The sequence below is a fragment of the Flavobacterium sp. AG291 genome (assembly GCF_003350375.1).
Classification (GTDB): domain Bacteria; phylum Bacteroidota; class Bacteroidia; order Flavobacteriales; family Flavobacteriaceae; genus Flavobacterium; species Flavobacterium suzhouense.
Genome location: NZ_QQAR01000017.1, coordinates 1 through 19,629, shown reverse-complemented (window position 1 = coordinate 19,629; position 19,629 = coordinate 1). Strand labels below are relative to the sequence as shown.

The window sequence follows — 19,629 nt, the reverse complement described above, 5'->3', positions numbered from 1 at the left end:
CAAACAAAAACAAGTATAACACTCACATTTTTAAGCAGGTAAATAAAATCAGAAAAAACATTTATATAAAATTCAACATTTGTCAGAATAATAACATTTTAAATCAAATAAATTAACATACTTTTTATAGTAATGATTTTTTTTCTACCTTAGACTTCGGAAAAAACTTGAAATTAAGTCAATTAAGAACTTAATTTTACAATGAACTTAAACTCTCATAAACGCTATTTAAATGAGGTATATTTCATATATATGAAATATGCCATGGTAGCACTTTTGCTTTTTTCTTCCCTATTGCTCTCAGCACAGGATTTTACAGTAACCGCCATCCCTACGAACGAAACCTGTAATGGAAATGGCTCCATAAGTTTTTCTGTACAAAATGCTCAGCCAGGAGCTAATATTATATACATCGTATATTATCTGGGACCTAACGGTTCATCGACACCGGTTTTAGTACATAATAGTTCCGCAACAACAGTTGGAGGACAGCAGGATGGCATTTATAAAGTAGAAGCGCATCAATACACCGGAACTCCACAAACAGAAATCCTCCCTCCCACACCTCCGGTTCAGGTAACTATCGAAGACAATACCGCTCCATTGACTTTTAACCTGAAACCAAAAGGGATTCTATGCGGTAACGATGGTTCTATAACAGTTGAAGTATTAACCGGAGCCGCCATAAGTTATGAACTTAATGGTGCCAATGGCTCCCATATCGGTCCACAGAGTTCAAACATATTTACTGGACTTACTCAAAATGTTTTATATTCAATAGTAGTAACTAACGGCTGCGGCGTAGGTATCCCACACTCTATAACGCTTTTTGAAGAGATTCCCGAGTATGCCGTATCATCAGCACAATTCCCGGATATAGAGCTACCGGCCTGTGACAAGTTAACTATCAAAAATGATTTACTTAGCACAAACAATGTATCTCTCACTTATCCTTTTACAGCTAAATTCACAGTAACTCATTATGATGGCACAGTAAACATATACAACGAGACCATAACAACAGGTGAACTAGTAATGGCACCGGTATCAGTAATTATTGATTACCACTATAATGAACCATGTCATTATAATGTAGAATTTACTGATACCTGCGGAACTGTAATCGCTTCTGATGAATTCCCTATAGATATTCTACTGACAGGCAGTGGCGAAATGATAGAGCTAGCCTGCTTGCAAAAAGGCCTTAAATACAGGTTTGGAAAATTTTATGGCCCTTTTACTTTAGAATTTGTTAATCCTCCTGCAGGCTTTAATCCTGCCGACTATAACGCACAATATCCCGGCCCCTATACTGCCGCTGACATGCCTATAATTTTTGGAGATGAAAACAACCCTCTTCCATTTGGCGACTATACAGTTAAAATTCATGACACCTGCAACAGAACACCTGATGGAGTAACACCAACTGTTACTCTTGAAATTCCTGAAATTGAACCAACAGTTATTACCTATCCTTCAACCTGTATTGCAGGCGGAAGCATTGACGCTTTTATACCAGGTCTCCCAATGGCTGAAGCTGCCATTACAGCCGGCCCTCCTGAATATTCGACAACATACGATGTAGATATATCTCAATATATTATAAACCAAAATACAATAAGAGATAAGGTTATAGTAGGAGGACTTCCTCCCGGCGATTATTTTATAGTTATGAAAGATACCTGCGGTGTAACTTATCCTCCTGTACCTTTTAAAATCCTACCCTATAAAGGAGATGTATCGTCATACCTTTCTCGTCCTGATTGTGAAATTGGCTATGGCACCCTCGCATTAACAGGAGCTGCGAATGGATATACCTATGTAGAAATAACAGCTGCACCGGAAGCGTTTAGTAATGACCATCCACTTCCTTATGAAGTAACTCAGTATGTAATCCCAAGTCAAGGAGTCTACATCGATCATCTTCCTCCCGGACAATATAAATTCAAGGCACATAATGACTGTGACGACGATATAGAGATGACATTTGCTAATGCTGTAGTACCCGAATACAAAATAACCACTGAAGAATATGTCCTTATTCCCCATTGTGGATCTTTTGACATTTTTATCAATCATCAGAGTACAGGTACCGCTTTTGTAGGCTTTTATCTTCAGTTATGGGACGAAACTACCGGAAAGTGGCGTAACCCTAATCCACTCGGAGACGAATATGAAGAAGGAACCCAGGTTCTTGGCTATCCTGTTCCCGGTATCACTCTTGCTGACAGTAATGCATTAAAACTAACAAACAACACTACTCACTATAACTTAATTTATCCAAGTGGAAAATTTAGGGTAATAAAACAATTTACAACTTTCGGAAATGGTGAGAATTTAGAAACAACCAAGTTTTGCACACCAACACTTTACGAATTCGAATATTTCGGCGATTTATTTGTAAACGGTGCAGTAAGCTTAAACTGTTCCGGAAACTCAGGAGATGTTTTGATAGATGCCGTAGGCGTACCTCCGCTTACATACAAAATCGTTAGTCATAATGGCGATGCGTACCTAGTTGATAATGGCACCAACAATGTATTCTCCGGATTAACATCGGGTGTATATACAGTCGAGGTCAGTGACCCTTGTAATCACACTCAGCCACTAACATTTAATATAGCTGAAATCCCTCCGTTAGTATATGTTCCGCACCCTTCATTATTAAACGGTATGTCATTATGTGATCAGGATGGTGACAACAAAGAATCTTTCAACATCACCCCTTATACACCAATAATACTCGACGACCAGGATCCGTCAGATGTAACCATCACCTACCATACATCTTTAAATGAAGCTGAATCAGGTATTAATCCCATTCCGGATCCATCTAACTTAATAACAGGTACTGCAACCATATATGCAAGAGCAACACATGATTTGAGCTTTGATTGTGCTGCCGTTACATGGTTTAAACTAACTGTTAACCCTATGCCTGTACTCAACATGAAAGAAAGATGGGGAGGCTGCGAAGGTGAGGACGTTACCATAACTGCCGACAGTGGATATCCGTATTACAAATGGACAAATGATTCGGGAACAGTAAACATTATTGGTCCTGAGAGTATTACCGTAAGTGATGAAGGGAATTATACGGTTACCGTAAAAGACGACATAGGCTGTGAAGGTTCTAAAACTGTGGAAGTGGTAAAATCACCGATACCTGTTATTAATACGGTTACTATAAAAGACTGGACCGATCAGGATAATGTGTTGACAGTTGTTATGGAAACAACAGCTATACCAAGCAGCTACCTGTATTCGATTGATAACATTCATTTCCAAAATTCACCTACCTTTAATAACCTTCCTCCTGGACAATATACCATTTACGTTAAAGACGAATTTGATTGTGGTCTGGATACTTTTGATGCTTATATACTAACCTATCCTAAATTCTTTACTCCAAACGGGGATGGAATTAACGAATACTGGAAAATATACATGTCGATACTCGAACCTGATATGCTGATTTATATCTACGACAGATACGGTAAGCTTATAACCGGATTTGGAGCTGACAGTAAAGGTTGGGATGGAACACTAAATGGCTATAAGCTTCCGGCTACCGATTATTGGTTTGTAGTAAAACGCCAAAACGGACAGGAACTTAAAGGACATTTCTCCATGATACGATAGAGATATTTAACGATTTGACACGTATTACTTCTTCTCCCTGAAAGCTATTGGAAATATGATAGCCAGCAGTAATGCATAAGTAGCAAAAGTAAACCAAATGCTTTGCCAGTCTTTTACACCATTTACGGTAAAATGATCTACCACCCAGCCACTCGCAAGTCCACCAATAATAGCTCCTACACCGTTACACATAATCATGAACAATCCCTGTGCACTCGAACGTATTGTAGGTTCAGCTTCTTTCTCTACAAACAATGATCCCGAAATATTAAAGAAGTCAAAGGCCATTCCATACACTATCATCGATAACAACAGTAGCCAAAACCTTTCATCAGGATCACCAAGGGCAAAAAAACCAAAACGTAATACCCATGCCAGCATGCTGAACAACATTATCCTTTTAATCCCAAAACGATTCAGGAAAAATGGTATACTCAGAATGAAAAGGGTTTCGGATATCTGCGAAATTGATAATAATATATTTGGACGCTGAACAGCAAATGAATTTGGATGAGTTGTTTTAAAATCATCAAGGAAAGGACCTCCAAAAGCATTGGTTATCTGAAGTGCCGCACCAAGCAACATGGCAAATACAAAGAAAACAGCCATCTTCTTTCTTCGGAAAAGCACAAAGGCATCAAGCCCTAACGCCGAAGCAAAACTTTTTTTCTCAGGATTATGAGCCGGCACTACTGCAGGCATAGTAAAAGAATATATCCCTAAAAATATACCCGCACCGGCACTAACATAAAGTTGATACGGGCTTTGTGTCCATCCACAAAAATCGATTACCCACATAGCTACAACAAAACCTACTGTTCCCATTACCCTTATGGGAGGAAATTCTTTAACGATATTAGAATTATTTCTTTCCAATAGCGCATACGACACCGCATTGTTTAGTGCAATCGTAGGCATATAAAAAAAGGAATGTAGTAAAATAGCAATGTAAAATGAAGGAAAATCAGTAAGCGTAGAAGCATATATTAAAAATAAAGCCGCTATAATATGACTGATTCCTAATACGCGTTCGGCATTTAGCCAGCGATCTGCTACAATTCCCAACAGTCCGGGCATGAATAATGAAGCAATACCCATTGTGGTAAAAACACTTCCAATCTGTATTCCGGAAAAACCAAGAACACCACCCATGTAACTTCCCAGAGAAATAAGCCATGATCCCCAGATAAAAAACTGAAGAAAATTCATGACAGTAAGCCTTGCTTTTATACGCATAGATTAACTTTTTGCATCAAAACCGCAAATCTATTAATTAAAAACCGCTTTGATTATTAAGAAATAGTAAAGTTAATTATGTTTTAATATCAAGCAAGCCAATTGATTAAAACAGCATAAAAAGAATTAGGAGAACAAAAAGAACAAGGAGAAAACATCCTCTGACATATTCTCTACCTTTAAAATATGTATTACCGCTTTTAAGGCGTTCTTTTGAACTTTTAAGAAGAAAGTATATTAGCTGCATAAAAACCACAGCGACAATGAGCACAGCAACTTTATTCAGCATAGTTTAGCCGTAAATCAGCGCTTTTGCAAGAACCAACACCTTATCAAGCTGTTCCTGCTTGGAAATATTAGAATTATCCATCTCAATCGCGTCATCGGCCTTTACTAGAGGTGAATCTTTTCGGTGAGTATCAACATGATCACGCTCAACAACATTTTTGTACACGTCGTCATAAGTAACAACCTGGCCAAGTCCTGTCAGCTCTTTAAAACGACGTTGTGCACGTACTTCAGGTGCAGAATTCATGAATATCTTAAGTTCAGCATCCGGGAACACAACTGTGCCTATATCCCTTCCATCCATAACCACACCTTTATGGTCTCCCATATGCTTTTGCTGCTCCACAAGCTTAACACGAACTTCGTGTACTTCGGCAACATAACTTACAAGTTTAGAAACCTCTAATGTTCTTATTTGTTTTTCAACATTCTCACCATTTAGAAACATTTCCGCAAGTTCAAGTTCAGGATTGTACACAAAACGAAGTGTAATATTATCAAGGCTTTCGACTAATCCTTCCCTGTCAAAAGCACCTTCTGTAATAAAGCCATTTCGCATTGCATAAAGGGTAACCGCACGATACATCGCTCCGGTATCAACATATACATATCCTAATTGCCTTGCAAGTTGTTTTGCCAGGGTGCTTTTACCTGTTGAGGAAAAACCGTCTATTGCTATGGTAATTTTTTTATCCAAATCTTACTGTAAGTTAATCATTAAGCCAAAAAGGCTGGTATTTGCTGCAAGAGTATATCGTGAATACGAATAATCAAAGCGCAATTTACCAAATCTAATACCTACCCCTGCCGAAATTCCTGAAAAACTTCGTTTGTCCTCTAAGCGTAGTTCTTCAGCTCTCCTGAAGTTATACCCTACACGAAGATTAAAACTCTTTCCCGGAAGGAATTCAGCTCCCAGAATAACATGTCGTAGCGCATTATTAAAGAAAGAAACCTTTTCCTCTGTTGTTCCTCCGTCTATACCCTGCTCGGCACGGTTAGGATTGGAAAAAGCTATATTCCATTGCTGAAGATTCTCAAGTGTAATGTGCCATCTTAATGGTACATTTTCCATCTCCTGAGAAATCCCTGCAATAATCTCTAAAGGAAGCTGCTCGCGTGTGCCTGCATAGGTAGAAAGCTGCATACCTGCATTACGTATTACAAGTCCGTAATTAATATCATTGTCCTCATCGATAAGAATAGCACCAATATCTACAGCAGCACCAAAAGAGTGATAACTCTCCAGGGTTGATGATATGAACTTAGCATTGGCTCCAATATAAAGATCGGTGTAAGGTACATTATAAGAATATCCTAATGAAAGCGCGATTTCACTACCTGTAAAATCACCTGTTATCAGCCCGGCTTCGTCACGGCCTTCAAAAGTACCGTAATCTACATAATTAACTCCTACATGAAAAGTTTGTACGTGTCTGTCCCAAGTATAGGCATAGGCAGCCGTACCATAAGCGACTTCACCATAATAATTACCATAATTGGCAGAAAGATGATTATCCATCTCAGGATTAATGGTAGCAGGATTAAAAATAGCCTGATTTACGTCATAATCGTAAAGGGTAACAACTTTTCCGCCAAGAGCAGCCTGCCGTGGAGAGGTAACAAGATTTAAGAACTGATAGGTATATTTACCTCCTATCTGGCTAAAAGACAAAGTGGTGTACAGTAGGATGAGTAAAAGATACCGGTTTTTAAACATTGTGGTTTTATAGGATTTCGCATACTATAACGCAGATGCGAAGATATTATTTTTAAATAAAAAAACGGCTAAGAAATTTTAGCCGTTTTTTTTTATGATTTAACCTGTTTTAAAGCGTTTTAGCATTTTTCGCTTTTTGATCGGTTATAGCATGTTTAATAACATCTTCCATTTTGGTTACATAGTGAAAAGTCAGCCCCTGAAGATAATCCTGATTAATCTCCTCTACATCCCTCCTGTTATCCTCACACATAATGATTTCCTTAATATTTGCCCTTTTTGCAGCAAGTATCTTTTCTTTAATTCCACCCACAGGTAATACTCTTCCTCGCAATGTAATCTCGCCTGTCATGGCAAGGCTTTTCTTAACACGTTTCTGAGTAAAAGTAGACACTAAAGATGTCAGCATAGCCACACCTGCACTCGGCCCATCTTTAGGCGTGGCACCTTCAGGCACGTGTATATGAATATTATAATTATTGATAACTTCCGGATCAATACCCAGTTGCTCTGCATTTGATTTAATGTATTCAAGTGCTATAGTAGCCGACTCTTTCATTACAGTACCAAGGTTACCTGTCATTGTCATGTGGCCTTTACCTTTAGAAAGTATCGACTCAATGAAAAGGATATCGCCCCCTACACTGGTCCACGCAAGACCTGTTACCACACCGGCAACTTCGTTGTTCTCATATTTATCGCGTTCCATTTTAGGAGCACCAAGAATTTCAAGAACATCCTCTTCTGTAACTTTAGAATTAAATTCTTCTTCCATTGCAATACACTTCGCATAATGACGTATCACTTTAGCGATTTGTTTTTCCAATCCTCTTACACCCGACTCGCGAGTATAACCCGTAACAATCTTTTCTATCTGTTTTTTACCAATAGTCAGATCTTTCGATTCAAGGCCATGCTCTTTTATCTGTTTGGGAACAAGGTGTTTTTTAGCGATTTCAACCTTCTCCTCTATCGTATAACCTGTCATGTTGATGATTTCCATCCTGTCGCGAAGTGCAGGCTGAATGGTAGAAAGGTTATTCGATGTAGCGATAAACATTACTTTACTAAGATCAAAACCAAGCTCAAGGAAATTATCATAGAATTCTTTGTTTTGTTCCGGATCAAGCACTTCCAGCAATGCAGATGACGGATCACCCTGATTGCTCACACTAAGCTTATCAATCTCATCCAGCACAAATACAGGATTAGAAGTACCCGCCTTTTTAAGGCTTTGGATAATTCTTCCCGGCATGGCACCAATATAAGTCTTCCTGTGTCCTCTTATTTCCGCCTCATCACGAAGTCCACCAAGCGAAATACGTATATATTCTCTTCCTAATGCCTCAGCTACAGATTTACCTATTGAAGTCTTACCAACACCCGGAGGGCCGTATAAACAAAGTATAGGCGATTTCATATCCTTACGAAGCTTAAGCACCGCAAGGTGTTCTATAATACGTTTTTTTACATCATCAAGCCCATAATGGTCTTTATGAAGTACTTTCTCGGCATGCTTAAGGTCAAAATTATCTTTAGAGAATTCATTCCAAGGCAGGTCAAGCATTAACTCAAGATAATTACGCTGAGTTGCATACTCCGCCACCTGCGGATTCATGCGCTGTAATTTGGCAACCTCTTTATCAAAATGGGATTTAACCTTTTCGGTCCATTTTTTAGCTTTGCCCTTTTGGCGCATCTCTTCGATTTCCTGATCGTGCGAAACACCACCCAATTCTTCCTGGATGGTTTTCATCTGCTGATGCAGGAAATACTCACGTTGCTGTTGGTCAAGATCAAAACGAACTTTACTTTGTATATCATTCTTCAATTCAAGTTTCTGAAGCTCAAGATTCATATAGCGAAGTGTCTCAAGCGCTCTCGCTTTAAGGTCATTTTCGGCAAGTAGAGCCTGTTTTTCCTCAACAGTAAGGTTCATATTACTCGACACAAAGTTTACAAGGAAAGAGTTACTTTCAATATTCTTGATAGCAAAAGTAGCCTCAGTAGGGATGTTGGGGCTTTCCTTGATTATTTGTATAGCAAGTTCCTTGATCGACTCAATAATAGTAGTAAACTCCGCTTCACCGGATGCCGGCCTTACTTCATTAACTTCTTTTATTGTAGCCTGCAGGTAAGGAGTATCAGTAATAACCTGATCGATTTCAAAACGCTTTTTACCCTGAAGGATCACCGTGGTGTTACCATCAGGCATTTTAAGCACTCTAAGGATTCTCGCTACCGTACCTACTGTATTTATATCATCAATAGCGGGCTCTTCAACACTTTCGTCTTTTTGAGCAACAACTCCAATGATTTTTCCGCCTGCATTGGCGTCATTAAGAAGTTTTATCGACTTATCGCGTCCTGCTGTAATAGGGATAACAACTCCCGGAAACAACACCATATTGCGCAATGGCAGTATTGGCAGGGTTTCAGGCAATTGTTCGTTATTCATTTCTTCTTCATCCTCAGGTGTCATTAACGGAATCAATTCCGCATCTGTATCCAGTTCCTGAAGTGACAAACTGTCAATATTTAATATTTTTTGATTCGCCATACTATTGTAAAGGTCATTTTGTCATTAAACATAGATACACAAAGTTAGCCGATTTTAAAAGAAAATCAGCATAGAACCTCTGTATCAATAAAATGAGGCATATATAGATCATACCTGCATACTTTTATGACAATCATTATGCCATAAAAAAATCCGCAGACTGCGGATTTTTATTTTTTTATACTACTTTCTTAGTAGAAGATATCAAACTGACCGCCGGTTACCGTATGGATAGCCACGCCTTCAGAATTTCTGACTGTGAAGTTGAAAGTTCCTGTAATGCGCTCACCATCATTATAAGTAATTGTAAGGTTACCTCCTGTAATATTTGTATACTCTACACCATCAACGGTTAAAGTAGCCAAAGGCATTCCCTGTGTAATGTTCCCTTTAAACTGAGAAGTACCAGGTACAGCGTTGTAATCAATCTGAAGAGTGATTTTTTTATCGCCTAAAGCAGTTATAACAACATATTCAGAATCACCTACTCCAAAATACGCTCCAAGGGTATCATCACTATAATCTGTAGTTACATTATCAACAGTTGCTTTAAAAACATTATCAAGTGTACTGCCTCCCCCTACTTCTCCAGTATAAGAGATATTCGTAAACACACCATTAGTAAACATAATCGTTGACGAATCACTTAAAGAAGTTCCTTTAAAACTAAATTTACCCGAAACCGTTTTATTAGCAGTATCAATAGCTGTAATTTCAAAATAGCCATCATTAGTGGCGTTTATATAGCTATCTTCAGACGAAGCACTTGGATTATATCCAATCAGAATATCATCATTCATAGCATAAGTACCTACAACCGGAGGTGCTGCTACACCAATACCGATAGCTTCACCATTTGTTCCAAAGACAGCAGAAATCTGAATAAGTTCATTACCAAGAGAAGCTGCAGCAGTTATGGCAGTATGTGTTGATCCATTGTAGTCAACTTTAAATACACCCGGAGTATTTGGGTTATTTGGGTTACCTCCATTATTGTTGTTATTATTTAAAACCGGATCTACAGGTTCTGTATCACAAGAGATAAAACTGAATACTGTAAGAAGGATCAATACAACAGAACTGATTTTTAGCTTTTTCATAGTTAATTGTTTATTTTTTCAGTCCAAATATAAAAGTATTTTTAGACAAATTATTACTATTAAAAAGTAAACGATAATATTTTATAAAAAAAGCATCCGCTTATGCGGATGCTTTTCAGTATAATAAAGGATATTTTTATCTTAATTTACTATATAAGACTGAAGTTCCTGAGTAAAAGTATCCGTCCCTGCATTTGCAACAGACTTAACAGGTCCTATATTTTTTGCAAACCATATTTCAGAATTTGTTACCGTTTCAGTACCCATTCCTTCAATTACAGCAGTTTGCTTAAAAGATATTTTAATAACGTCATTATAAGTTACTCCATTAACAGTAACAGTAACATCTTTAGCTAAAATCTTGCCCTCAAAAGTTAAATTCATTACCACGTCAGGCATAGGTATTGGAGAACCTTCTATTTCATAACTTGTAACTTGTTCGGCCGTATCTGTCCAGGTTTGTCCTACTTCAAGGTTATCCTTAAGGAAAATATACTCAAAAGGAGATACAGTGATAGACATTCCTTCTTCCGACGGTATTTCAACACTTACCCTTACCGAATAACTTCCCCCCTCTTTTCTAAGAAGCATGGTAGCATTTCCTGTAAATCCATCACCAGTTCCTTCATTTTCAAAGAAATGGTCTATCTTATAATATGTTTTATTGTTTACAACCTCAGTTGAAGTAATCTTCATTGGCTGATTAGCTTCTCCATCCTGTTCAAATACCCACTGATTATTAATAGCATAAGGCCAGTAATCACCATCACTGGTACCAGGTTCAGTACCAGGATTTGATCCGGGGCTATTACCAGGATTCTCACCATTATTGTTGTTATCGTTTAAAACCGGGTCAACGGGTTCAGTGTCACATGAAACAAAACCAATTGCCGTAATTAAAACTATTACTAAAGATCGTATGATGCTCTTTTTCATTATCTATCCTTTAAGTTTTATTCAACAGACATTTTAAATGTTCCATTTGTCACTTCGACAGTTCCAAACTCATTTTCTGCGGTAAACGTAAATGTTCCTGTTGCAATACCATCTGTAACATCTGTAATGATAATTTCACCGCTAACTGCATTATATACATCCTCTCCAACAGTAACCGAAGCTGATACAGTAGACATATCAATCACAAAGGTACCTTCACTCACAGCTGTTAAAAAAAGACTTATTTCATATGCTGGTTCTGTATTGGTTCCTTTAAATGTATGCCCTTGCTGATTTACAACAGACCAGGCAGTGCCAAAATCAACAGTTGTAGCACCAACAGTAGCTTTTATTGAAGCCTCAAATGGAGGCTCATAAGGAAGTGGCGTAGGAAGAGTCCCCGATAATGGCACCTGTTCAAAAATACCACTAAAGAATGGAACACCGTCTTCCGGAGCAGCAGCGTTGTTATCATAACCTATAAAACTGAATGCACCTGTTATAGTACCGGCAGCTGACTCAGACAATTTAACAACACCTGTATTCAGGCTTGTAAACGGACTTGTTGCGGTATATTCATTACCTGAAGCATCAACATAAGTTATAGTTCCTTCAGCAAAACCACCATTCTTATTAAGCTGGTTACCAAATTCTATTACTAATGATTCTCCTGTATCAGCATTTTCAGCATCAATAGTAACATAATCTCCCGAAGCAGTAGCATTAACACTTGTAGCCACAAAAACCTTTGTAGAATCTCCCGGAATCGTGTAGTTTACATTCAAAATAGTCGAACCTGCAGGTCCTTGTCCCCCATTAAGCAATTCGGCAGGATCATCAGAACAAGAGGTAAGCCCTAACATAGTTGCAAAAGCAACAAAAGCCGTTAGAAATCTAAGTTTTTTCATATCAGTTTTGGTCGTTTTTAATAATAATTATTTTGGTTTCAGTTTAAGTCAAAAAGCTAATGCTACAAAATGTCAAAAAAACAAATAAGTTCTTAATTATCAAAACTATTATTTACATATTTCATCTGACAATTCAATATAGTTAAGCAAACTATCTGTTTCTGTTTACTCTTAGCAACAAAAATACACCTACAATAAAGAATAATGTAAGGAAAACTACAGAATAACGCATACTTCCGAATATTTGGTCAATAGCGCCATATAGCACCATACCTATCACGATTCCAACCTTCTCGGTAACATCATAAAAGCTAAAGAAGGAAGCTGTATCCTGTGTTTCAGGCAACATTTTTGAATAGGTGGAACGTGAAAGTGACTGTATACCTCCCATAACCAAACCTACAAATGCAGCAGTTACATAAAAGTGTATTGGTAACGATATAAAATAAGCGACAATACATATTACTGCCCAAATGCAATTGATACCTATTAGTGCTTTTATATTTCCATATTTCTCAGAAAGTCTTGATGTAATAATAGCTCCTCCTACTGCTACGAGTTGGATAAGCAGTATGCTAATAATAAGCCCCATCTGTTTCGCGCCACCTTCTCCCCATTGAATCTCTTCCGCTCCAAAGTATGTAGCTACAAGCATAACTGTTTGTACTGCCATACTATAAACAAAGAAAGCTCCCAAATATCTCTTAAGCGTAATATTCTGCTTCAGCTGGAACCAAACTTTACGAAGTTCTCTAAAGCCATTAAGCAATACATCGGCAGTAACCTTATTAGCAGGCTTATTTCCCTTTGGCAGATAGTAATAGGTATATTGGCTAAACAATATCCACCATACACCTACAGAAACAAATGACCAGCGCATCATGGTAATTTGTGACTCACCCTCTTCCACAGACATAACCATTCCAAGGTTAACGATCAGTAAGATAACACTCCCAATATACCCCATAGAATAGCCACGTGCACTCAATGCATCCTGTTGATCAGGAAAAGCAACATCAGGAAGATAGGAATTATAAAAAACAAGACTACCCCAAAACCCAACCAAACCAAAGAAATAAAATACAAGGCTCGGATAAATGTTATCAAGGTCAAACCAGTAAAGTCCTATACACGATAATGCCCCTATATAACAAAAGAGCTTAAGGAAACCTTTCTTATTTCCTGAATAATCGGCAATACCCGAAAGTAAAGGCGATATAAAAGCCACCAATAAAAAAGCAAAAGCAGTTACAAAGCTCATTAGCGCCGTTCCCTTTACTGACGAACCAAAAATAGGCACATGAGTAATACCTTTTGAGGAGAACAAAGCATCATAAAAAATTGGGAATATAGCCGAAGCGATCACAAGGCTGTATACAGAGTTAGCCCAATCGTAAAAAGCCCAGGCATTCAGAAGCTTTTTACTTCCTTTTTCTAATTGTGTCATAGTTTTTGGTTTGGAAAACCAAAGCTAATTTATTTTTCCTTATATCGTAAAGTCTAAGGTTATAAAGTCGTAAACTTTTAATGACTAAAAACATATCCACATAACATCAGCATCTGCAATTACTTCTATGGGGTTTGTCGCTATTTCTTTCAATAAACGGATAAATCTTAATGGCAAAATAAAAATCCGCTGAATGAAGTTTCTTTTGCTTAAAGAAAAGAGGCAAAAAGTTTTCGCTTCCTATGATAAGTGGCCCCAGCCTTAAATAAGTACCAAGCTGTAAATCCCTGAATTCATACATAGAAACCGAAGCTCCATATCCCAATATTTTCTTTTGAACCGAGTAGGAAACATTAGCAATATTAGCACGTCTGAGACTGTTTTTAAAAACTGGTGCTCTTTGCACTAAATCAAAATTCAAATAATGATCATCCCTTATCCTTTTACTCATATTAACATGCATGCTTGTAGGAAGGCCAATAGAAAAATCTGTACCTACTAACGAAGCGTCGGGGTCTCCGTATACCTCTTCGCTTAAAATATGCATTAATTCTTCAGGACTGTTAATGTTTCTGCCCGACAGACTATTAAAGTCAAAAGGCCTGCCCCTAAAATGATGATTCTGTCCCTTAAAATTGATATACCCTATATCCAGTACATTAAATGATATCTTATAGTCATAATCTTCCATCCTGTAATTCCATTTTATAAAAGTTAGTCCTACATCAGCACCCAAACCTCTTCCGTTAGACTTAAAATCATACTTCTTTTTTTCTGAATCATAGGCGGTTGCATAAGAAGCATCAATATTATAATTTGTCAATACTCCATCGGTCGCGAAATTACTGTCAACAGTCCTGACAATATTCGCGGTGCTCTTGCTGTTAATTTTCATAGCATCATAACCAATCTCATATTTCAGGCTGCCTCCAAGCACCAATCTAAATTCTTTTTTCTCAAATATTTGTGTAGAAACATTAATCCCTACTTCGCCCCAGTTCATAAAATTGGTTTTGAAAGGATGAAAATCATAGAGGTAAACAGCATCAGTATTGGTATTATTTATTCGTGAATAATTATCAATATCAAGAGCCGAGCCTTGAGTGCGCACTCGGGTAAACAGTCCGAAAACATATTTTTTCTGCTGTATATCTGTTGTGAATGAAAATGATGGACCTAAAAGATCGGAACTGAAATGATAGCCACCTTTAGCTTTATTGTAATAATCCTGAATATGCAGTCCGGTAACTCCCATAATATTGTCAAACAAATTTACCGATTTGATATCAGCACCTGGAATACCAACAATACTTAAATTCGAAATATAAGTATAGTTATTCTGCACAAAAATATCTTCCGCAATAACATTTACATCCCATGGATTCGGATTAAAAAAGGGTTGCGTAGGAGAAAAGCCTACACCACTTATACCACTGTATTTATCATTACTGAAAATAACCGGATCCTGAGCCATCAAGGATAAAGGAAATACTAACAAAACAAATCTCCACATCATTTTCTCTAAAATTTTTGTTTTTAAACATACATATCGATTTATACAGCATTTTCAGTATAAACAAAGCTTTTTCTTTATTTATAGAACAAGCAAACCAATGCTTTCCCTCCATAAAAAACGTAAATATTCATACTTATATTACTACTAATTTAACATTCAATACTTTGTAAAATAAAAAAAGCTACCTTATGGTAGCTTTCTAACAATATTATTGTTTCAATACAATTAGTATTTTACTCCAAACTTAGCTGCTTCCACTTTTGCATTAGCAACGATACTCTTTATGTGTGCAATCCTTGTTGAACCTGAAGGGTGTGTACTCAAAAATTCAGGTTGAGTCGCTCCTCCTGAGTTAGCTTCCATCCTTTGCCAAAATTCAACGGCTTTATCCGGATTATAGCCAGCTATGGCCATAAGCGTAAGGCCAATCTCATCAGCTTCGGTTTCATGTTTTCTACTGAAAGGAAGCATCCCTCCTACTTCAGATCCTAATCCATAAGCCTGCATAAGTATTTCCTGTGTTGATGAACTTTGCCCGGATGCCGCCACCTGAACACCTGCAGCACCTAGTTGCTGTAGTTGCGCAGCACTCATACGTTGAGCTCCATGATTTAACAATGCGTGAGCTACTTCGTGCCCCATTACAGTTGCAAGTCCTGCTTCATCTTTCGTAATTGGCAAAATCCCTGAATAAACCACAATTTTACCTCCAGGCATACACCAGGCATTTACCTCTTTGCTATCAACAAGGTTGTACTCCCATGCATAGCCGTTAAGGTAATTTGATTGTCCTTTCGAATTAAGAAGTTTTTCTGCCGCAGCTTTAATTTTTTGCCCTACGGTTACAACACGTTGCGCATCAGCCGTTCCCTTGATTACTTTATTTTCTTTCAGGAACTGGCTATATTCTGCAAAAGCAGTTGGAAATATCTGATCATTCGATACAAAATTCAGATCCGATTTACCTGTTAAAGGATTCGTACTGCAGGCAAATATAAAAAGCAGTAGAAAAGCAGATGATGTTAATACACCTTTTCTCATGGTTATGAAGTTTATTAAATTCTATTCAAATTTAGGAAATTCATTTTATAACTATTTCAAAAAATTAACACTGCGAAGTTAAAGTATTGTGAATGTTCAAATTAATTCACATTTGAATCATAATACACCTACTATCAATTTTATAACACACTTAAAACTAGGCAAGCATAATAAATTGTAACTTGCTGAAAAATTCCTTTAAAATGTCCGATAATCCCAAAAAGCATCGTGATTCGATGAGAATACCAAAGCCGATATTGGTTACTGCTAAAATTCTGGAGATGACTTCTCCACGTCTTGCAGCAAAATTTGCCATGAAACTTTTTACGACACCCATGAAATTCAGACTTCCAAAACGTGAAGAAGAAATGGATAGCAAAAGCAGGCAACATGACTTTTTACTACCATCTATCGGAAAAAAAATACATGTTTACCATTATGGTGAAAGCGATAAAAAAGTTTTGCTAGTACACGGATGGAGTGGCCGCGGAACCCAATTGCACAGTATTGCCGATAAACTCCTGAAGCAAGGTTATAGCACCATAAGTTTCGACGCTCCTTCACATGGAAAAGCAGAAGGAAAATACAGCGATATGTCTGAATTTATTACCGCCATTCTTGAACTTGATAAACAATTTGGTCCTTTCGAGTATGCAATTGGGCATTCATTGGGAGCTATGTCGGTTCTAAATGCAATTAAGAAAGGGTTAAAGGTAAAAAAAGCAGCAATTATAGGGAGTGGAGACGTTATTGAGGATATAATGAATGACTTTACCGAAAAATTAGGAATGAATATTGATACAGGTAAAATAATGATTGGTTTGTTTGAAAAGAAATTTGGCGAAACCATTAACACCTATTCAGCGTATATAGCTGCAATGGATGTAGTTTGTCCTGTTTTGGTAATTCATGATGAAGATGATACAGATGTACCGGTAAGTGCGGCTCATCATATAGCAAAACATCTTGCATATCATGAAATAATGATAACAAAGGGCTTGGGGCATCGTAAAATTTTAGGCGACAATAAAGTCATAAAAAAAATTATTCAATTCTTAGAATCATGAAAAAACTAGTTGTTATTGCCCTCTTATTTACCCTTGCTGCATGCCAGGGCCAGGAAAAGAAAAATGCAGTAGTAAAGACTGAAACGCTTCAGCAAACTGATAAAAATGTGAAACTGGACAAAAGTACTACCGATGCTGATTGGAAAAAAGTGTTAACCGAGGAACAGTATCAGGTACTTCGTCAAAAAGCAACAGAAAGACCTTTCACAGGAGAATATTATAAACATTTTGAAAAAGGTGTATATGTTTGTGCAGCCTGTGGTAATCCTTTGTTTAAATCTGATGCAAAGTTTGATTCTTCATGCGGATGGCCATCTTTTGACCAGGCAATAAAAGGTTCGGTAATTTATAAAGAAGATAAATCATTGGGCATGACCCGAACTGAAGTTATGTGTGCGAATTGTGGTGGACACTTAGGTCATGTATTTGATGATGGGCCTGAAGAAACTACCGGAAATAGATTTTGTACTAACTCAGTTTCTATTAAATTTATACCTGCCAAAAAATAAGCTTACTTCATGGAAAAATACAATATAGAAAAAACTGAAGCTCAGTGGAAAGAAGAACTGGGTTTAGAAAGATTCAGAATATTACGTGAAAAGGGGACTGAATTTCCACATTCAGGAAAATATAACCTAACATTTGACAAAGGAACATACTGTTGTGGTGCTTGTGGTGAACCCTTATTTGAAAGCGATTCCAAATTCCAGTCAGGCTGTGGTTGGCCATCTTTTGACGAATCAATTTCTGGAAAAATAGAATATATCAAAGATACTTCTCATGGAATGATGCGAACTGAGATTCTCTGTGCCAATTGCGGCAGTCACCTTGGTCATGTTTTTGACGATGGCCCCACTGAAACCGGCCAAAGATATTGCGTAAACTCTCTTTCTATTGACCTAAAGGAATAATTTGTAACTTCAGCTTATGGATCTTTTTAACGAAAGTGTAAACTGGCAAAAGGAGCTCCGACCTCTTATAGCGAAATATAAGGGAAAACAGCATCCTTTGGATTATAAGAACATTTACCAGCTTTTAATAATGGTTGTTCTTTCAGCACAGGACAGCGATGCTCATATCAACAAAATTACACCTGCGTTTTTTAAAAAGTATCCTGATATGAAAGCTTTAGCGAAGGCTAATACTGCCGGACTTATGGAATATCTTGAAGAAGTTCGTTTTCATCAAAATAAGATAGCTTGGCTTCAGGAAATAGCGGAAACGGTTAAAGAAGATAGGAACATTCCGAAAACCATGAAAGAACTGACGGCTCTTAAAGGAGTTGGCAGAAAGTCTGCGAATGTAATCATGCGTGAAGCCGGTTCAGAACCCGAAGGAATTATGGTTGATCTTCATGTATTACGTGTCGCTCCGAGACTTGGCATTGCCAAAGGTAAAGATGCAACCAAAATTGAAAAACAAATGATGGAAGTATTGCCTAAAGATATGTGGAGTGAAATCGGGATGGCAATTTCATTTTTAGGACGAGAAATTTGCAGACCTACCAATCCAAAACACAGCGAATGTGTCATGAATAAAGTATGTGAATATTGTCTGAGTCACAAATAATAAAAGAGAGAGCAATATACTTCTCTCTTTTATTAATATATCTTAATCAGATCTCCTGCTGAAGTAAATGTGGCCGTGTTATCAATTCCATCTTTGCTGAGTATTAACTTATATTCACCGTCATCAGCCTTCTGAGCTTCCTTTATAGTATAATTACCATATTGCTTTTTAATCTTATCCAACACCTCCTTAGGGATATCAGATACATTAATTTTTTTGTATTGTTTTTCCTGAACTATAATTATTCCAGATACATTTATGTAAGCTTTAACCGGACTGATTATTGCTACACATACTGTTATAGTCAGCATAAAAAGTAACTTTCTCATAGTAAATCGATTAGTGATAATCTCAAAGTTACTTAAACCTATAAAGGGGAGTTATTAAAATAATCATAAACTTTCAAAGCAAAAAACGAGACAAGCGCGAAAAAAGTAAAAGAAATGCGACTACCCCCGATAGCTATCGGCTACCACAAATTGCAGTACCAATAATGCTATAAAACAAAAAACCCTTCATCGTAAATGATGAAGGGTTTTCAAAAGAAAGGCGACGACATACTCTCCCACAAATTGCAGTACCATCTGCGCAGTCGGGCT

The 19,629-nt window shown here is 37.4% G+C and carries 16 protein-coding genes; 5 read left to right on the top strand and 11 right to left on the bottom strand.

The window, feature by feature from the left end; genetic code table 11:
- The first annotated feature begins 252 nt into the window (after nucleotides 1-252).
- Nucleotides 253-3,642 carry a T9SS type B sorting domain-containing protein gene (locus DEU42_RS15680; RefSeq protein WP_158537894.1) on the top strand — a complete coding sequence of 1,130 codons (3,390 nt, stop codon included), beginning with the start codon at nucleotides 253-255 and terminating at the stop codon, nucleotides 3,640-3,642.
- Nucleotides 3,643-3,666: 24 nt separating this feature from the next.
- On the opposite strand, the gene DEU42_RS15675 is transcribed toward DEU42_RS15680, so the two are convergent.
- The 10 genes from DEU42_RS15675 to DEU42_RS15620 form a co-directional block, all read right to left on the bottom strand.
- Nucleotides 3,667-4,878 carry a nucleoside permease gene (locus tag DEU42_RS15675; RefSeq protein ID WP_114759279.1) on the bottom strand — a complete coding sequence of 404 codons (1,212 nt, stop codon included), beginning with the start codon at nucleotides 4,876-4,878 and terminating at the stop codon, nucleotides 3,667-3,669.
- Nucleotides 4,879-5,170: 292 nt separating this feature from the next.
- The gene (gene cmk / locus DEU42_RS15665; RefSeq protein ID WP_114759277.1) at nucleotides 5,171-5,863 is read right to left on the bottom strand and encodes a (d)CMP kinase; all 693 of its coding nucleotides are present in this window, start codon (nucleotides 5,861-5,863) and stop codon (nucleotides 5,171-5,173) included.
- A gap of 3 nt (nucleotides 5,864-5,866) precedes the next feature.
- A complete protein-coding gene (porQ, locus tag DEU42_RS15660) occupies nucleotides 5,867-6,886 on the bottom strand; it encodes a type IX secretion system protein PorQ (protein WP_114759276.1) in 1,020 nt (339 codons plus the stop codon).
- 109 nt (nucleotides 6,887-6,995) lie between these two features.
- The gene (gene lon, locus DEU42_RS15655) at nucleotides 6,996-9,446 is read right to left on the bottom strand and encodes an endopeptidase La (protein ID WP_114759275.1); all 2,451 of its coding nucleotides are present in this window, start codon (nucleotides 9,444-9,446) and stop codon (nucleotides 6,996-6,998) included.
- Nucleotides 9,447-9,637: 191 nt separating this feature from the next.
- Nucleotides 9,638-10,546, bottom strand: a complete 909-nt coding sequence (locus DEU42_RS15650) for a DUF6252 family protein (protein ID WP_114759274.1) — start codon at nucleotides 10,544-10,546, stop codon at nucleotides 9,638-9,640.
- A gap of 141 nt (nucleotides 10,547-10,687) precedes the next feature.
- A complete protein-coding gene (locus DEU42_RS15645; protein WP_114759273.1) occupies nucleotides 10,688-11,482 on the bottom strand; it encodes a hypothetical protein in 795 nt (264 codons plus the stop codon).
- Between the two features lie 17 nt (nucleotides 11,483-11,499).
- Nucleotides 11,500-12,390, bottom strand: coding sequence for a DUF6252 family protein (locus tag DEU42_RS15640; RefSeq protein ID WP_147278140.1), 891 nt, complete (start codon nucleotides 12,388-12,390; stop codon nucleotides 11,500-11,502).
- Between the two features lie 151 nt (nucleotides 12,391-12,541).
- A complete protein-coding gene (locus DEU42_RS15635; protein WP_114759271.1) occupies nucleotides 12,542-13,837 on the bottom strand; it encodes an MFS transporter in 1,296 nt (431 codons plus the stop codon).
- Nucleotides 13,838-13,943: 106 nt separating this feature from the next.
- Nucleotides 13,944-15,353 (bottom strand): hypothetical protein, encoded by a 1,410-nt coding sequence (locus tag DEU42_RS15630; protein WP_147278139.1) that lies wholly within the window; start codon nucleotides 15,351-15,353, stop codon nucleotides 13,944-13,946.
- Between the two features lie 225 nt (nucleotides 15,354-15,578).
- On the bottom strand, nucleotides 15,579-16,394 hold the full coding sequence (locus DEU42_RS15620; RefSeq protein WP_114759268.1) for a M48 family metallopeptidase: 816 nt from the start codon (nucleotides 16,392-16,394) through the stop codon (nucleotides 15,579-15,581).
- 203 nt (nucleotides 16,395-16,597) lie between these two features.
- On the opposite strand from DEU42_RS15620, the gene DEU42_RS15615 reads away from it, so the two are divergent.
- The 4 genes from DEU42_RS15615 to DEU42_RS15600 are packed head-to-tail and all read left to right on the top strand — an operon-like array spanning nucleotide 16,598 to nucleotide 19,030.
- Nucleotides 16,598-17,461 (top strand): alpha/beta hydrolase, encoded by an 864-nt coding sequence (locus tag DEU42_RS15615; protein WP_114759267.1) that lies wholly within the window; start codon nucleotides 16,598-16,600, stop codon nucleotides 17,459-17,461.
- Nucleotides 17,458-17,970, top strand: coding sequence for a peptide-methionine (R)-S-oxide reductase MsrB (gene msrB / locus DEU42_RS15610; protein WP_114759266.1), 513 nt, complete (start codon nucleotides 17,458-17,460; stop codon nucleotides 17,968-17,970). Before DEU42_RS15615 ends, msrB (DEU42_RS15610) begins: the two co-directional genes overlap by 4 nt.
- A gap of 9 nt (nucleotides 17,971-17,979) precedes the next feature.
- The gene (gene msrB / locus DEU42_RS15605; RefSeq protein WP_114759265.1) at nucleotides 17,980-18,372 is read left to right on the top strand and encodes a peptide-methionine (R)-S-oxide reductase MsrB; all 393 of its coding nucleotides are present in this window, start codon (nucleotides 17,980-17,982) and stop codon (nucleotides 18,370-18,372) included.
- Nucleotides 18,373-18,388: 16 nt separating this feature from the next.
- Entirely contained in the window at nucleotides 18,389-19,030 is a 642-nt protein-coding gene (locus tag DEU42_RS15600) for an endonuclease III domain-containing protein (RefSeq protein WP_114759264.1), read from the top strand.
- A gap of 32 nt (nucleotides 19,031-19,062) precedes the next feature.
- Here DEU42_RS15600 and DEU42_RS15595 read toward each other — a convergent pair whose 3' ends face one another.
- Nucleotides 19,063-19,359, bottom strand: a complete 297-nt coding sequence (locus DEU42_RS15595) for a hypothetical protein (protein ID WP_114759263.1) — start codon at nucleotides 19,357-19,359, stop codon at nucleotides 19,063-19,065.
- Between the last annotated feature and the right edge of the window lie 270 nt (nucleotides 19,360-19,629).

Excerpts from the sequence above, each read along its gene's own strand:
- porQ (WP_114759276.1), bottom strand. The coding sequence starts at position 6,886 with ATGTTTAAAAACCGGTATCTTTTACTCATCCTACTGTACACCACTTTG.
- lon (WP_114759275.1), bottom strand. The coding sequence starts at position 9,446 with ATGGCGAATCAAAAAATATTAAATATTGACAGTTTGTCACTTCAGGAA.
- DEU42_RS15620 (WP_114759268.1), bottom strand. The coding sequence starts at position 16,394 with ATGAGAAAAGGTGTATTAACATCATCTGCTTTTCTACTGCTTTTTATA.
- DEU42_RS15640 (WP_147278140.1), bottom strand. The coding sequence starts at position 12,390 with ATGAAAAAACTTAGATTTCTAACGGCTTTTGTTGCTTTTGCAACTATG.
- msrB (WP_114759265.1), top strand. The coding sequence starts at position 17,980 with ATGGAAAAATACAATATAGAAAAAACTGAAGCTCAGTGGAAAGAAGAA.
- DEU42_RS15600 (WP_114759264.1), top strand. The coding sequence starts at position 18,389 with ATGGATCTTTTTAACGAAAGTGTAAACTGGCAAAAGGAGCTCCGACCT.
- DEU42_RS15615 (WP_114759267.1), top strand. The coding sequence starts at position 16,598 with ATGTCCGATAATCCCAAAAAGCATCGTGATTCGATGAGAATACCAAAG.
- DEU42_RS15675 (WP_114759279.1), bottom strand. The coding sequence starts at position 4,878 with ATGCGTATAAAAGCAAGGCTTACTGTCATGAATTTTCTTCAGTTTTTT.
- DEU42_RS15635 (WP_114759271.1), bottom strand. The coding sequence starts at position 13,837 with ATGACACAATTAGAAAAAGGAAGTAAAAAGCTTCTGAATGCCTGGGCT.
- DEU42_RS15630 (WP_147278139.1), bottom strand. The coding sequence starts at position 15,353 with ATGATGTGGAGATTTGTTTTGTTAGTATTTCCTTTATCCTTGATGGCT.
- DEU42_RS15645 (WP_114759273.1), bottom strand. The coding sequence starts at position 11,482 with ATGAAAAAGAGCATCATACGATCTTTAGTAATAGTTTTAATTACGGCA.
- DEU42_RS15650 (WP_114759274.1), bottom strand. The coding sequence starts at position 10,546 with ATGAAAAAGCTAAAAATCAGTTCTGTTGTATTGATCCTTCTTACAGTA.
- DEU42_RS15680 (WP_158537894.1), top strand. The coding sequence starts at position 253 with ATGAAATATGCCATGGTAGCACTTTTGCTTTTTTCTTCCCTATTGCTC.
- msrB (WP_114759266.1), top strand. The coding sequence starts at position 17,458 with ATGAAAAAACTAGTTGTTATTGCCCTCTTATTTACCCTTGCTGCATGC.
- DEU42_RS15595 (WP_114759263.1), bottom strand. The coding sequence starts at position 19,359 with ATGAGAAAGTTACTTTTTATGCTGACTATAACAGTATGTGTAGCAATA.